This is a genomic window from Streptomyces sp. Y309 (genome assembly GCF_056712025.1).
The window spans coordinates 8,780,940-8,795,161 of the sequence record NZ_CM160048.1 but is presented as its reverse complement, the minus strand read 5'-3'; the positions used below and the strand labels follow the sequence as shown (position 1 = coordinate 8,795,161).

The 14,222-nt window shown below is 71.7% G+C and carries 8 protein-coding genes, 1 pseudogene and 1 riboswitch; of the genes and pseudogenes, 5 read left to right on the top strand and 4 right to left on the bottom strand.

Going from position 1 to position 14,222, the window contains the following annotated elements:
• Window positions 1–101 precede the first annotated feature (101 nt).
• The 3 genes from AC0KTA_RS37040 to AC0KTA_RS37030 all read right to left on the bottom strand — a co-directional run bounded on the left by AC0KTA_RS37040 (window position 102) and on the right by AC0KTA_RS37030 (window position 5,655).
• Window positions 102–836 (bottom strand): CHAP domain-containing protein, encoded by a 735-nt coding sequence (locus AC0KTA_RS37040; RefSeq protein ID WP_481052567.1) that lies wholly within the window; start codon window positions 834–836, stop codon window positions 102–104.
• Between the two features lie 186 nt (window positions 837–1,022).
• On the bottom strand, window positions 1,023–4,127 hold the full coding sequence (locus AC0KTA_RS37035; RefSeq protein ID WP_481052566.1) for an AfsR/SARP family transcriptional regulator: 3,105 nt from the start codon (window positions 4,125–4,127) through the stop codon (window positions 1,023–1,025).
• Between the two features lie 40 nt (window positions 4,128–4,167).
• Window positions 4,168–5,655 (bottom strand): short-chain fatty acyl-CoA regulator family protein, encoded by a 1,488-nt coding sequence (locus AC0KTA_RS37030; protein WP_481052565.1) that lies wholly within the window; start codon window positions 5,653–5,655, stop codon window positions 4,168–4,170.
• 232 nt (window positions 5,656–5,887) lie between these two features.
• Here AC0KTA_RS37030 and aceA point away from each other — a divergent pair, with 232 nt between their 5' ends.
• The 3 genes from aceA (at window position 5,888) to AC0KTA_RS37015 (ending at window position 9,737) form a co-directional block, all read left to right on the top strand.
• Window positions 5,888–7,174, top strand: coding sequence for an isocitrate lyase (aceA, locus tag AC0KTA_RS37025; RefSeq protein WP_481052564.1), 1,287 nt, complete (start codon window positions 5,888–5,890; stop codon window positions 7,172–7,174).
• Window positions 7,175–7,281: 107 nt separating this feature from the next.
• Window positions 7,282–8,871, top strand: a complete 1,590-nt coding sequence (gene aceB, locus AC0KTA_RS37020; protein WP_481052563.1) for a malate synthase A — start codon at window positions 7,282–7,284, stop codon at window positions 8,869–8,871.
• Entirely contained in the window at window positions 8,868–9,737 is an 870-nt protein-coding gene (locus tag AC0KTA_RS37015; RefSeq protein ID WP_481052562.1) for a 3-hydroxybutyryl-CoA dehydrogenase, read from the top strand. The genes aceB and AC0KTA_RS37015 overlap by 4 nt, the downstream gene beginning before the upstream one ends.
• Before the next feature lie 90 nt (window positions 9,738–9,827).
• On the opposite strand, the pseudogene AC0KTA_RS37010 reads toward AC0KTA_RS37015, so the two are convergent.
• Window positions 9,828–10,739: pseudogene (locus AC0KTA_RS37010) on the bottom strand (IS5 family transposase).
• Between the two features lie 36 nt (window positions 10,740–10,775).
• On the opposite strand from AC0KTA_RS37010, the gene AC0KTA_RS37005 reads away from it, so the two are divergent.
• A complete protein-coding gene (locus AC0KTA_RS37005; RefSeq protein WP_205035544.1) occupies window positions 10,776–11,405 on the top strand; it encodes a class I SAM-dependent methyltransferase in 630 nt (209 codons plus the stop codon).
• A 93-nt stretch (window positions 11,406–11,498) separates the two neighbouring features.
• A riboswitch (cobalamin riboswitch) is annotated at window positions 11,499–11,716 on the top strand.
• Window positions 11,717–11,878: 162 nt separating this feature from the next.
• Window positions 11,879–14,197 carry a 5-methyltetrahydropteroyltriglutamate--homocysteine S-methyltransferase gene (metE, locus tag AC0KTA_RS37000; RefSeq protein ID WP_481052561.1) on the top strand — a complete coding sequence of 773 codons (2,319 nt, stop codon included), beginning with the start codon at window positions 11,879–11,881 and terminating at the stop codon, window positions 14,195–14,197.
• Window positions 14,198–14,222 lie beyond the last annotated feature (25 nt).

The following is a 14,222-nucleotide window of genomic DNA, read 5'->3' as shown; positions in this document are numbered from 1 at the left end:
GGTGTCGGCGGCCGGTGCGCACCCGTGCCCCGGGGAGCGGCCGATGCGGCTGTCCCCGGGGCACCCCCCATTTCGGTGGCCCTGTCGGCCGGTGGTGCGTGTTACCTCTTGACCGGCGAGACGTAGCCGACGACGCGGCCGGGCGCCGTGTTGTGCCGCGTGCGCTTGTAGACGCCTTCCTTGCCGCCGCCGCTCGCCGTCTTGGTGGTGTTGCCCTCGATGGTCGTCAACTTCTTCCCGCTCTTGCGGTACTTGGTGACGACACCGACGTGGTCGACGTCCCAGCCGTTGTTGCCGAGGCTCGGCTTGCGGCCGTCCCAGTCGAAGAGCACCACGTCACCGGGCTTGGGGACGTAGGAACCACGCTTGTGCCACTTGCCGGTGTCGTGCGTCTTGGCGGCCCGGTAGAAGGAGCCCGCGAACGGGGTGAGCCCCTTGGTCTTGGCACCCGACTTCTTCCACACGTAGCGGGCGAAGTCCGCGCACCACTCGTTGGAGCGCCACCGCACGCCGTCGGTCGACTGGCGGCAGTTGCCGTTGCCGCTGGGCTTGTAGTACCCGCTGTAGAAGTTGCAGTTGTTGGCGGCCTCACGGTTGTGCTTCGGGTTGTTCTTCTCCGCGGTGGCCTTCTTGACGATCTTCGTGCGCAGAGGGCTCGCCGCGGCCGACGCGGTCGTAGTCAGCGACCCCGCGGCGACGGCGCCGCCGGCGAGGCCGGTGACCAGAAGCATGACGGCCGGGCGGCGGAAGACGGGCTTCTTCGTCGAGCGGGAGGTCCTGCCGGGTGCCGAGGCGGGCGCCGGGTCGGCGGTGGTGCTGTGCTTCGTACTGGACATCGATGGTCCTTTCCCCGTTGATTCCCCGTTGGCGCCGGAGGCTGTTTCCCTCCGACGCCAACGAGGTTCGCCGAGGCTTCTGCAAATTGCCTCCAAGTCCTCCGCAACACGGCTCCAGCGGCTTACAGCTCACCCCGTCCGGAGCTCACCCCGTCCGGAGCTCACCTCGTTCAGAGCTCAGTCCGCTCAGAGCTCAGTCCGCTCCAGCGCCCCGCACTCCGTGAACACGGACATCGCCTCCGTACGCAGTGCCGCCGCCCCCTGCCTGTCGCCCAGTGCCTCGCGGGCGGTTGCGAGATCACGCAGCGTGCGGGCCCGGGGCAGCCGTAGCTCCAGTGCGTCCCACAGGCACACGGCGGCGGCCAGCCGTTGCTCCGCCTCCTGGTGCCGCCCGTCGGCCAGAGCGCACTCGCCGAGCGTGCGCAGGGTCAGTGCCTCGCCGAACCGGTCCCTGTATGCCCGGCAGACGTCGAGCGCACCGAGCAGCTCCGCCTCTGCCTCCCGCGTACGTCCCAGCCTCAACCGGGCCTTGGCGCGGGCCCGTTCGGCGTACGCCGCCATCAGCGGATCGCCGAGACCCGCGAGGATCTCGTGCGCCCGCCCGGCGTGCCGCTCGGCCTCCTCGTACGCTCCGAGCGAGCGGTGTACGAGGCTCAGTGTGCGCAGCGTGAGCGCCTCACCTCGTCGGCTGCCCAGGCTCCGGTAGGCCCGCAGAGAGTCGTCCAGGAGTGCCGACGCGCCGTCGTGGTCGCCGAGTTCGAGGCGTACGGAGCCGCGGAGCCGACAGGCAAGGCCGATGCCCGCGTCGTCGCCCAGGCGCCGGAAGACGTCGACGGCGCCGTCCAACGCCTCGTCGGCGGCGTCCAGTCGGCCCAGCTCGCGCAGGTTGCCGCCGAGACCCGCGAGGGCGGCGGCCCGGCCGTGCAGATCCCCTATGGCGGCGCACAGGGGCTCGGCCTGCCGGAAGTACTCCTGCGCCTCGGCGTACCGGTCCTGTTCGAACCGCAGTTGACCCAGGCCGATGAGCAGCAGCGCCTCGCCGGCGTGGTCCTCGGCGCGCCGGGCGGCGGCGAGAGCGGCGTCGTGGCTGCGCCACCAGGCGTCGAAACGGTTGCCGACGGCGAACGACGACGAGCACAGCACCGTCGCGGCGGCGCAGGCGAGGGCGTGCAGGCCGAAGGCCGCCGCGCGCTCGACGGCCGTGGCGAGCGTGTCGGCCTCGGCCTCGAACCAGGCGAACGGATCGGCGAGCGCCCGCCGCGTGGTCGCCGCACCGACGTCGGCGACCGGTCCGCGGCCTCGCGTGCCCGCCTCGCCCCATTCCGCCTTGGCCCCGCCGGCGGACCTGTTGACGCTCGCCGAACCTCCGAGATAGGGCCGCAGCACGACTATCCCCGAAGGCGCCTCCTCCGCGACCCGCTCCACCAGTCGCAGTCCGGCGGCGAGCGCCCGCCCCACCGCCGCCGTGCGTACCTCGACCGCGTCCTCGGCCTCGGCCCGCTCCGCGGCGTACACCCGCACCAGATCGTGGGCCCGATAGCGCGACTGACCGGCGGAGTCGGTCCCCGTCCAGTCCAGCAGCTGCGCGTCGACGAGCCGTTCGAGCAGCTCCTCCACATCGTCCTCGGCCCCGTCGGCGAGCAGCGCCACCATCCAAGGGGCCGCGTCGCACGGGCCGAGGACGGCCAGGCGGCGCAGCACCGTGCGGGCGTCGCGATCGAGCGACTCGTAGCTCAGCCCCAGACTGGCCCGCACCTCCAGGTCGCCCACGGCCAGCTCGTCGAGGCGCCGCCGTTCGTCTTCGAGGCGGTCGGCGAGGAGGCGGGGAGTCCAGTGCCTGCGGGTGGTCAGCCGGGCCCCGGCGATCCGCAGGGCCAGCGGCAGACCACCGCACAGGGTGACGATGCGCCGGGCCGCGGCCGCCTCGGCGGGATCGTCCGTCGCGCCCTGGGGGCCGGTGACCCGGGCCAGCAGCTCAAGGCTGCGCGCCTCGTCCAGGACGGCGAGGTCGGTGCGCCGGGCCCCGTCGAGGCCGCCGAGCCGGGCCCGCGAGGTGACGAGGACGCCGCAGCCCGCGCTGCCCGGCAGCAGGGGCCGCACCTGAGCCTCGCTGCCCGCGTCGTCGAGGACCAGCAGGAGGCGGCGCCCCGCGACGAGGCCGCGGAAGAGGTCGGCACGCTCGGCGGGATCCTCGGGCGGTGCCGCACCCAGCGCGCGCAGCAGCCTCCCGAGGACGTCTCCGGGCGGCACGGGGGCCCCGGTGCCCTGCAGTTCGCCGTACAACTGCCCGTCGGGGAAGGCGTCCATGGCCAGGTGGGCGGCCCTCACCGCGAGGGCGGACTTGCCGACGCCGGCCGGCCCCGACACCACCACGACGGAGGTCGCGTCCCGGGGTGCGGTGAGCCCGTCGACGACCTCGGCGATCTCGGCCTTCCGTCCGGTGAAGTCCCCGATGGCAGCGGGCAGCAGGCACACGGGCCACGGCGCGGCGGGCACCTGCGGCGCCGAGACGTCGGTGGCCGCCGCACCGCCCTCGGCGCGCAGCAGCACGGGGTCGGCCCTGAGGATCGCGCCATGCAGCCGGCCGAGCTCCGGCCCGGGGTCGATGCCGAGTTCCCCGGCGAGTACGGCACGTCCGTCCTCGAACACCGCGAGGGCGTCGGCCTGCCGCCCCACCCGGTAGAGGGCGAGCATGAGCTGTCCGCGCAGCCGCTCCCTGGTGGGGTGGGTGCCGACGAGCCCCTTGAGCTCGGTGATCAGCTCGCTCTCCCGCCCCCCGACTTCGAGTTCGGCGGCGATGCGCTCTTCGAGTACGGCCTGCCGGGCCTCCTCCAGGCGTACCGCCTCACTCCGCAACGCCTCGCCGACCCCGCCCAGCGCGGCACCGCGCCACAGCGTGAGGGCGTCACGCAACAACCGGGCCGCGCCGGCATGGTCCCCGTGCGCGGCGGCCTGCCGCCCGGCCGCGGCCGTCTCCTCGAACCGCCCGAGGTCGACGGCCCCGGCGTCGGGCCGGATCACATAGCCCGGCGCCCGCGTCTCGATCGCCCCCCGGCGCTCCTCCGGCAGGGCCCGCCGCAAGGCCGAGACATACGTCTGGATCAGCGCCCGGGCCGTCTCCGGCGGCTCCTCGCCCCATACGACGTCCACCAGCACATCGGCGGGCACGACATGGCCGGCACGCAGCAGCAGCGCGGCCAACAGGGCACGGGGCTTGGGCCCGCCCACCCGCAGGGGACGGCCTTCCCACAGCACTTCGACCGGCCCGAGCAAGCGGTACTCCACTGCCATGTGTTCTTTCCCCCAAGGCGTCAGCGACACTGCTCACGCCTCATGGTCCTCCAACATCCTTGGCAGGGCCACGAGTTGGGGCGAGTCCGACCTTCTGGCGTCTGGTGCCGGTGCCGAGGCCCGGCTGCTTTCCGGCCACGGGGTACGGGACGAAGGTGCTGCTGTTCTCGTCGATCGCCAGCTCGCGGCCCAAGGGCGGCACGGCCCGCTGCGGGCAGTCGGTGCGTTCGCACAGGCGGCAGCCCATGCCGATGGGGACGGCGGCGGACACGTTGTCGAGGTCGAGGCCCTCGGAGTAGACGAGCCGGGAGGCGTGCCGGATCTCGCAGCCCAGGCCGATGGCGAACGTCTTGCCGGGCTCACCCCAGCCGCCGCGGTGCCGGGTGACGGCGCGGGCGGTCCACAAGTAGCGCTGCCCGTCGGGCATGGCGGCGATCTGGACGTCGATGCGGCCGGGGGCGGCGAACGCCTCGTACACGTTCCACAGCGGGCAGGTGCCGCCGGCGCGGGAGAAGTGGAAGGCCGTGGCGGACTGGCGTTTGGACATGTTGCCCGCCCGGTCCACGCGGACGAAGGAGAAGGGCACGCCGCGCAGCCGGGGCCGCTGCAGCGTGCTGAGGCGGTGGCAGATGGTTTCGTAGCCGAGGCCGAAGTGGTCGGTCAGCCGCTCGATGTCGTAGCGGAATTCCTCGGCGGCCCTGTGGAAACGGCGGTACGGCAGGACCAGGGCGGCGGCGAAGTAGTTGGCGATGCCGATGCGGGCGAGCGGCCAGGCGGCGGAGTCCGGTGCGAAGTCCTCCGAGGCGAGCGCGGAGAGTTCGTCGGCGTACTCGAGCAGCGCGAGCTGGGTGGCCATCCGGAAGGCCTGCTGGCCGGGGCGCAGCCGGCCGGAGAGGTGCAGGACCCGGGCCGCCGGGTCGTAGTGGTGCAGGAGCCGGTCGGAGTCCGCTGCCAGGCGCACCCCGTGCCGCTCGGCCAGGCGGGCGGACAGGGCCCGTACGACCTCGCCGGGGCGGATGCCGATCGTGGTGGCGAGCTGTTCGGCGGCGAGGTCGGTGTCGTGCAGGTAGTTCTGCCGACGGTAGAAGAACTCCCGGATCTCCTCGTGTGCGGAGCGGGGCTGCGCCTCCGCCACCGGGCCCCGGCCCTCCGTGGCTTCGGAGAGCCGTTCGGTGAGGTGCTGGTTGCGTCGGCCGAGGTCCACCAGGACTGTCGCCACGGCGGGCATCCGGGAGGCCAGGTCCGCGAGGTCGGTCGCGGACACCCGGCCGGCGGAGACCTCGCCGGTGAGCGCGTCGCGCAGGTCGGCAAGGAGCCGGCTGGTGTCGCGTTCGGAGAAGAAGCCCGGGTCGATGCCGAAGGCCTCCGTGAGGCGCAGCAGCACGGGCACGGTCAGCGGGCGGGAGTCGTGCTCCATCTGGTTCAGATAGCTCGGCGAGATGCCGAGGGTCCGGGCCAGGTCGGCCTGGCTCATGCGCCGTTCCTCGCGCAGCCGCCGCAGCCTCGGGCCCGCGTACGTCTTGCTCATCCGTGGCTCCTTCCCGGTCAGGTCACGATCGCCCGTGCTGCTTAACAGAGTTGGCAGAACGGCGGAGGAAGATGCGCAGAAGTTAGCAGCTTTCCCTGGTTGTTGGCACTGAGTGCCTGATGGAACAGTCGTGTGTGCGGCCCGAAGAACGCAGCGGAGCCGCAGTTCAGAGAGGTCGATCGGCACTCAGTGCCAGGTATTCGCACAGTTCACGATTCTCCGGGAGACGGTCATGGCGCAGGCAGGGACGACGGCGGAAACGGCGCAGGAGCTGGCCCGGCGGTGGGCGAGTGATCCCCGCTGGAAGGGCATCGAGCGCACGTACACCGCCGAGGAGGTCGTCCGGCTCTCCGGCAGCGTCCGTGAGGAGCACACGCTCGCCCGACGCGGCGCCGAGAGGCTGTGGCGGCAGTTGCACGAATGCGACTACATCCACGCGCTCGGCGCGCTGACCGGCGGCCAGGCGGTGCAGCAGGTGAAGGCGGGCCTGCAGGCGATCTACCTGTCGGGCTGGCAGGTCGCCGCCGACGCCAACCAGGCCGGACACACCTACCCCGACCAGTCGCTCTACCCCGCCAACTCGGTGCCGCAGGTGGTGCGCCGGATCAACAACGCGCTGCTGCGCGCCGACCAGATCGCCACGAGCGAGGGCGACCGTGAAGTGGACTGGCTGGCGCCGGTCGTCGCCGACGCCGAGGCCGGCTTCGGCGGTCCGCTCAACGCCTTCGAGCTGACCAAGGCGATGATCGCCGCCGGTGCGGCCGGGATCCACTACGAGGACCAGCTCGCCTCGGAGAAGAAGTGCGGCCACCTCGGCGGGAAGGTCCTGGTGCCCACCGCCCAGCACATCCGCACACTCAACGCGGCCCGTCTCGCCGCCGACATCGCCGACGTGCCGACGGTGCTCGTCGCCCGTACCGACGCGCTCGCCGCCAACCTCCTCACCAGCGACGTCGACGAGCGCGACGCGCGGTTCGTCACCGGCGAGCGCACCGCCGAGGGCTTCTACCGGGTCCAGAACGGCATGGCCCCGGTCATCGCGCGCGGCCTCGCCTACGCCCCGTACGCCGACCTGATCTGGGTGGAGACCGGCACCCCGGACCTCGCTCAGGCCCGCGAGTTCGCCGAGGCCATTCATGCCGAGCACCCCGAGCAGCTGCTCGCCTACAACTGCTCGCCGTCCTTCAACTGGAAGGCGGCCCTGGATGACGACCAGATCGCCAAGTTCCAGCGGGAGCTGGCCGCGATGGGCTATCGGTTCCAGTTCATCACCCTGGCCGGGTTCCACTCCCTCAACCACGGCATGTTCGACCTGGCCCGCGGGTACGCCGAGCACGGCATGACCGCGTACGTCGACCTCCAGGAGCGGGAGTTCGCCGCGCAGCGGCACGGGTTCACTGCCGTTCGGCATCAGCGGGAAGTTGGTACGGGCTACTTCGACCTCGTCTCCACCGCGGTCAATCCGGCCTCCTCCACCACGGCGCTTGCCGGGTCCACGGAGGCCGAGCAGTTCCACTAGGCGCTTCGCTGTGCCGGTGCGGATCTGCGGGCCGTCAGTGGCTGGTCGCGCAGTTCCCCGCGCCCCTTCGGGGCGCTCTCCTGTCCCGCTTCCGCCAAGGAGACCCCATGCCCACCACCCTGACCGGACGGATCCAGGTGCTCGGCGCACCCGGTGACCGGCACGACGAAGTCCTCACCCCCGAAGCCCTGGAGTTCGTCGGCCGTCTTGTCGGTGCCTTCGCCGACCGCCGGCTCGAAATACTGAAGGAACGCGTGCGGGTGAAGGACCGGCTGGCTTCCGGATCGCCGCTCGACTTCTCCCTCACCTCTGCTCGCGTCCGCGCCGACGACTCCTGGCGGGTGGCACCCCCTGCGCCCGGTCTCACCGACCGCCGGGTGGAGATCACCGGGCCGCCGGACCGCCGGGCGACGGTCAACGCCCTCAACTCGGGTGCCCAGGTGTGGATGGCGGACTTCGCGGACGCGACCTCCCCCACCTGGAACAACATCGTCGGCGGCCAGCTCAATCTGCTCGACGCCGTCGAGCGCCGCATCGACTTCAGCACGGCCGAGGGCAAGCGGTACCGGCTCGGCGAGCGGCTCGCGACCGTCGTCGTGCGCCCGCGCGGCTGGCATCTGACCGAAGCACACCTGGAGTTCGACGGCCGCCCCGCACCCGCCTCGCTGCTGGACTTCGGGCTCTACTTCTTCCACTGCGCCCAGCGGCAGATCGACGCCGGGTACGGCCCGTACTTCTACCTGCCGAAGCTGGAGAGCCGCGGCGAGGCACGGCTGTGGAACGACGTGTTCGTCCTCGCCCAGGATCTCCTCGGCATCCCGCGCGGCACGATCCGGGCCACCGTCCTGATCGAGACCATCACGGCGGCCTTCGCGATGGAGGAGATCCTCTACGAGCTGCGGGAGCACAGCTCCGGCCTCAACGCCGGGCGTTGGGACTACCTGTTCAGCCTCATCAAGACCTTCGGGCACCGCACCGACTTCCTGCTCCCCGACCGGGCGAAGGTCACCATGACGGCCCCCTTCATGCGCGCCTACACCGAACTCCTCGTGCGCACTTGCCACCGGCGCGGTGCCCACGCCATCGGCGGCATGGCCGCCCAGGTGCCCGCCAAGGACGCCGAGGCCCGGCAGGCCGCCCTCGCCAAGGTGCGGCTCGACAAGGAACGCGAGGCCGAGGACGGCTTCGACGGCTCCTGGGTCGCCCATCCCGCGCTGGTCCCGGTCTGCCGCGAGGTCTTCGACGGGGTGCTCGGCACCCGCCCGCACCGGATCGAGCGCACCCGCGGCGACGTCGAGGTGACGGCGGCGCAGCTGCTCAACGTACGCCGGGTCAGCGGGCCGCCCACGCCCGAGGGCATCCGCACCGACATCGCGGCCGCCGTGCGGTACTTCGCGGCATGGCTGCGCGGGCGGGGAGCCGTCGCCCTGGACGGGCTGATGGAGGACGCCGCCACCGCCGAGATGGCCCGCGTGCAGATCTGGCAGTGGCTGCGGCACCGGGTCGTCGAACGCGCCACGGTCGTGGACCTGCTGGAGGCCGAACTCGCCTCCCTCGGCGCGGAGTACCCCTGGGCTCCCGTCGACGAGGTCCGCGCGCTCTTCGAACGCACCGCTCTCGCACGGGAATTGCCCGCCTTCTTCACCACGGACGCCTACACCCGCCACCTCGTGGACCATCCGGAGGGACAGAAATGACCACAGCCATCCGCCGCGTCGGCATCGTCGGCGGCGGCCAGATGGGCGCCGGAATCGCCGAGGTGTGCGCCCGCGCCGCGCTCGACACCGTGGTCTGCGAGGCGGACGCCGTCGCCGCCCGGGACGCCCGCGAACGCGTCGCCGTCTCGCTCGAACGCGCCGTCCAGCGCGGCAAACTGGACCGCGTCTCCGCCGAGGACGCCCTGGCCCGAACGGTGTTCACCGGCAGCCTCGACGACCTGGCCGACCGCCAACTCGTCATCGAAGCGGTGGTCGAGAACACCACGGCGAAGACCGAGGTGTTCGCTGCCCTCGACAAGATCGTCGAGGACCCAGAGGCGATCCTCGCCACCAACACCTCCTCGATCCCGGTCATGCGCCTGGGCATGGCGACCCGGCGCGCCGACCGCGTCCTCGGGCTGCATTTCTTCAACCCCGTGCCCGTCCTGCCCCTGGTCGAGGTCGTCTCCTCGCTGCACACGGCCCCCGAAACGGTCGCCCGCGTACAGGACTTCGCCACGCAGGCCCTGGGCAAGACCGTCGTGCGTTCCCAGGACCGGGCCGGGTTCGTCGTCAACGCCCTGCTGGTCCCGTACCTTCTCTCGGCGATCCGCATGGCCGAGTCCGGATTCGCCACCGCGGCCGACGTGGACGCCGGGATGGAGCTGGGCTGCGCCCATCCGATGGGGCCGCTCAAGCTGGCCGACCTGATCGGCCTGGACACGGTCGCGTCCATCGCCGAGTCGCTCTACGAAGAGTTCAAGGAACCTCTGTACGCCCCGCCGCCGCTGCTCCAGCGCATGGTGGAGGCGGGGCTGCTCGGCCGGAAGAGCGGCCGCGGGTTCCACACCTACGACCGGGGCTGAGGGGCCCGGGGCCGCCGCCGGGCCGAACTCCGTGTCGCACATCTCACGTTCCGGCATCCGGGCAGCACTGCCCAAGACGGCACCCGCCCCCTAGGGCCTGTCTGACAAATGATTACCCCGTGGACTCGCGGAGCCAGAGGATCAAGGAAGCCAGGACAACTCCGGCACGGTAGCGGTCGCCGAGCTTGTCGAACCGGGTCGCGATCGCGCGGAACTGCTTGAGGCGGGCGAAGCATCGTTCGACGACGTTGCGGTCGCGGTAGGTGACCTTGTCGAAGGCCGGCGGCCGGCCGCCGAGGGCTCCGCGTCGGTGGCGGTTCGCCGCCTGGTCGCGGCGCTCGGGGATCGTGGCAGCGATGCCCCGGCGCCTCAGCAGATGGCGGATGGCCCTGCTGGAATACGCCTTGTCACCCAGCACACGGTCCGGTGTCGTGCGCGGGCGGCCCGTGCCGAGGCGCGGGGTGCGGATGCCGTCGAGGACCTGGCCGAACGCCGTCGCGTCGTTGACGTTGCCGGGCGTGAGCACAATCGACAGGGGCAGGCCCCGGCCATCGACGGCGAGATGGACTTTGGTGGTCAGTCCGCCTCGGGAGCGGCCGAGGGCCTGGCGCGCCTGCGAGCGGCCCGGATCTTCCAGTTCGTCCCCGTTCACATCCCCTTTTTGCGGGCGCCGACTGCGTGCTGGTGGGCTCGGTTGATGGTGGAGTCGACGGAGACGGTCCATTCCACCCGGCCCACCGCGTCATCGCGGACCTGAACGTGCTCCAGCAACCGTGCCCAGGTGCCGTCCGCCTCCCAGCGGGCGAACCGCTCGTAGACGGTCTGCCACGGCCCGAACCGGTCGGGAAGATCCCGCCACGGAGCCCCGGTCCGCAGCCGCCACAGCACCCCGTTGACCACCTGCCGGTGATCACGCCACGGACGGCCCCGTCCGTCCACCTGAGGCAAAAGGGGCTCTATCCGCCTCCATGCCGCATCCGTCAACTCACCTCGACCTGCCACAAGATCAATTATCAGACCGGCTATAGAGTCCTGCCCGTGGCGAATCATCAGGACGAGACCAGGACGGCCTACGACGGTGTCGTCGAGCTGTACGCATCGCTGTTCGCAAACCGGCTGGAAACACAGCCTTTCTCCCGGGCGATGATCGGCACCTTCGCCGAACTGGTGCGCGCGACGGGCAACCTGCGGACAGCGGACGTCGGGTGCGGGCCCGGACATCTGACAGCCATGCTGCACGAACTCGGCCTGGACGCCTTCGGACTAGACCTTGCCCCCGGCATGGTCAACCACGCCCGGCAGGCCCATCCGGCGCTGCGCTTCCAAGAGGCGCGGATGGAATCCCTGCCGATCGAGGACGCCGCGCTCGGCGGCGTACTGGCCCACTACTCAATGATTCACACCCCTCCGGGGGAACTACCGGAGCTGCTCGCCGAACAGGTACGCGTCCTGGCACCGGACGGTCTGCTCCTGGTCTCCTTCTTCGGGACCGACGGACAAGAACCGGTCCGGTTCGACCACAAGGTGGCGCCCGCCTACAGCTGGCCGGTGGATCGCCTCGCCGAACTGCTGGGCGATGCTGGGCTCGATCCCTTCGCCCGGCTGCTCCACGATCCATCCTCTGATCGGGGCTTCCTCGACGCCCATCTACTGGCCCGCCGTTCGTAGCCACTGCCCAGTCCCCCCAGCCGATCGGCGCACCTCCGGATTGCCAGCTCAGCCGAATCTCGCTGATCAGACCGGAATTATCAGACACCCCCTAGGCTGATCAGTGCAGCTGGTTCGCCCTGCCCGCCAGGCAGGCGCGTCGCAAGAGGGAACCCGGTGGGAATCCGGGACTGCCCCGCAGCGGTGAGTGGGAACGACCGCCGTCATACGCACTGGATCCGACCGCGGATCCGGGAAGCGACGGCCAGTAGGAATCTGCCCCGGCAGATGTGCCCGCGAGTCCGAAGACCTGCCCGTTGCCCGCACGTGACCATCGCGTGCGGATATCCCGGTGACCTCGTGGGCGGGTCGGCGTGCATATCGGACGGAGCATCGCGCCAGTGGCGCCGGTGCGGCCGGTCCGGTCTGTCATCCCTTCGCGTCCGTGTCCCGTCCCCGGGATTCTCAGGAGTCATCTCGCGAAGGAGATTTCCGTGACAGCGAAGTCCGCAGCCGCGGCAGCACGGGCCACCGTGTACGGCTACCCCCGCCAGGGCGCGAACCGTGAACTGAAGAAGGCCATCGAGGGCTACTGGAAGGGCCGCGTCACCGCGGCCGCCCTCAAGGAGACCGCGGCGGAGCTGCGCCGCGCCACCTGGCGGCAACTGGCCGACGCCGGCATCCACGAGGTGCCGACCGGTGACTTCTCGTACTACGACCACGTCCTGGACACCAGTGTCATGGTCGGCGCTGTCCCCCGGCGGCACCGCGCGGCCGTCGACGCCGACGCCCTCGACGGCTACTTCGCGATGGCCCGCGGCACCCAGGACGTCGCGCCGCTGGAGATGACCAAGTGGTTCGACACCAACTACCACTACCTGGTGCCGGAGTTGGGCCCCGACACCGTCTTCACCGCCGACTCCGCCAAGCAGGTCGCCGAGCTCAAAGAGGCCCTCGCGCTCGGCCTCGCCGCCCGCCCGGTCCTGGTCGGCCCGGTCACCTATCTGCTGCTCGCCAAGCCCGCGCCCGGCGTGGCCGCCGACTTCGAGCCGCTGACCCTCCTGGACCGGCTCCTGCCCGTGTACGCCGAGGTCCTCGCCGATCTCCGCGCGGCCGGCGCCGCGTGGGTGCAGCTCGACGAGCCCGCCCTGGTCCAGGACCGCACCCCGGCCGAACTCAACGCCGCCGCGCGCGCCTACCGCGACCTCGGCGCCCTCACCGACCGGCCCAAGCTCCTCGTCGCCTCCTACTTCGACCGGCTCGGCGACGCCCTGCCCGTCCTGGCGAAGGCCCCGGTCGACGGCCTGGCCCTCGACTTCACCGATGCCGCGGCCGCCAACCTCGACGCGCTGGCCGCGGTGGGCGGACTGCCCGGCAAGCGCCTCGTCGCCGGCGTGGTCAACGGCCGCAACATCTGGATCAACGACCTCGAGAAGTCCCTGTCCACCCTGGGCACCCTCCTCGGCCTGGCCGACCGCGTCGACGTGGCCGCCTCCTGCTCCCTCCTGCACGTCCCGATCGACGCCGCCGCCGAGCGGGACATCGACCCGCAGATCCTGCGCTGGCTGGCCTTCGCCCGGCAGAAGACCACCGAGATCGTCACCCTCGCCAAGGGCCTGGCGCAGGGCACCGACGCCATCACCGCCGAACTCGCCGCCAACCGGGCCGATCTGGCGTCCCGCGCCGGATCGGCGATCACCCACGACCCGGCCGTACGGGCCCGTGCCGCCGCCGTCACCGACGCCGACGGCCGCCGCTCACAGCCGTACGCCGAGCGGGCCGCCGTCCAGCGCGCCCACCTCGCGCTGCCGCTGCTGCCCACGACCACCATCGGCTCGTTCCCGCAGACCACCGAACTGCGCGCCGCCCGCGCCGACTTGCGCGCGGGACGCATCGACACCGCAGGGTACGAACAGCGCATCGAGAACGAGATCCGCGAGGTCATCTCCTTCCAGGAGAAGACCGGGATCGATGTCCTGGTGCACGGCGAGCCCGAACGCAACGACATGGTGCAGTACTTCGCCGAGCAGCTCACCGGCTACCTCGCCACCCAGCACGGCTGGGTCCAGTCCTACGGCACCCGCTATGTGCGTCCGCCGGTCCTGGCGGGCGACATCTCCCGTCCCGAGCCGATGACGGTGCGCTGGACGTCGTACGCCAATTCCCTCACCGACCGCCCGGTCAAGGGCATGCTGACCGGCCCCGTCACCATGCTCGCCTGGTCCTTCGTCCGCGACGACCAGCCGCTCGGCGACACCGCCCGCCAGGTGGCCCTCGCCCTGCGCGACGAAGTCGACGACCTGGAGGCGGCGGGCACTTCGATCATCCAGGTCGACGAGCCCGCGCTCCGCGAGACGCTGCCGCTGCGCGCCGCCGACCGGCCCGCCTACCTCGACTGGGCCACCGAGTCCTTCCGCCTCACCACCAGCGGCGTACGGCCCGGCACCCAGATCCACACCCACATGTGCTACGCCGAGTTCGGCGACATCGTCCAGGCCATCGACGACCTCGACGCCGACGTCATCAGCCTGGAGGCCGCCCGCTCCCACATGCAGGTCGCCCGCGAGCTGGCCGGGCACGGCTATCCGCGCGAGGCCGGTCCGGGTGTGTACGACATCCACTCCCCGCGCGTGCCCAGCACCGACGAGGCCGCGGCCCTGCTGCGCAAGGGGCTCGAGGCCATCCCGGCCGAGCGCTTGTGGGTCAACCCCGACTGCGGCCTGAAGACCCGCGGCTGGCCCGAGACCCGCGCGTCACTGGAGAACCTGGTGACCGCGGCCCGCACGGTGCGCGGGGAGCTGCCCGCGTCCTGACCGGGGGCTTCACCTCGCCGGACAA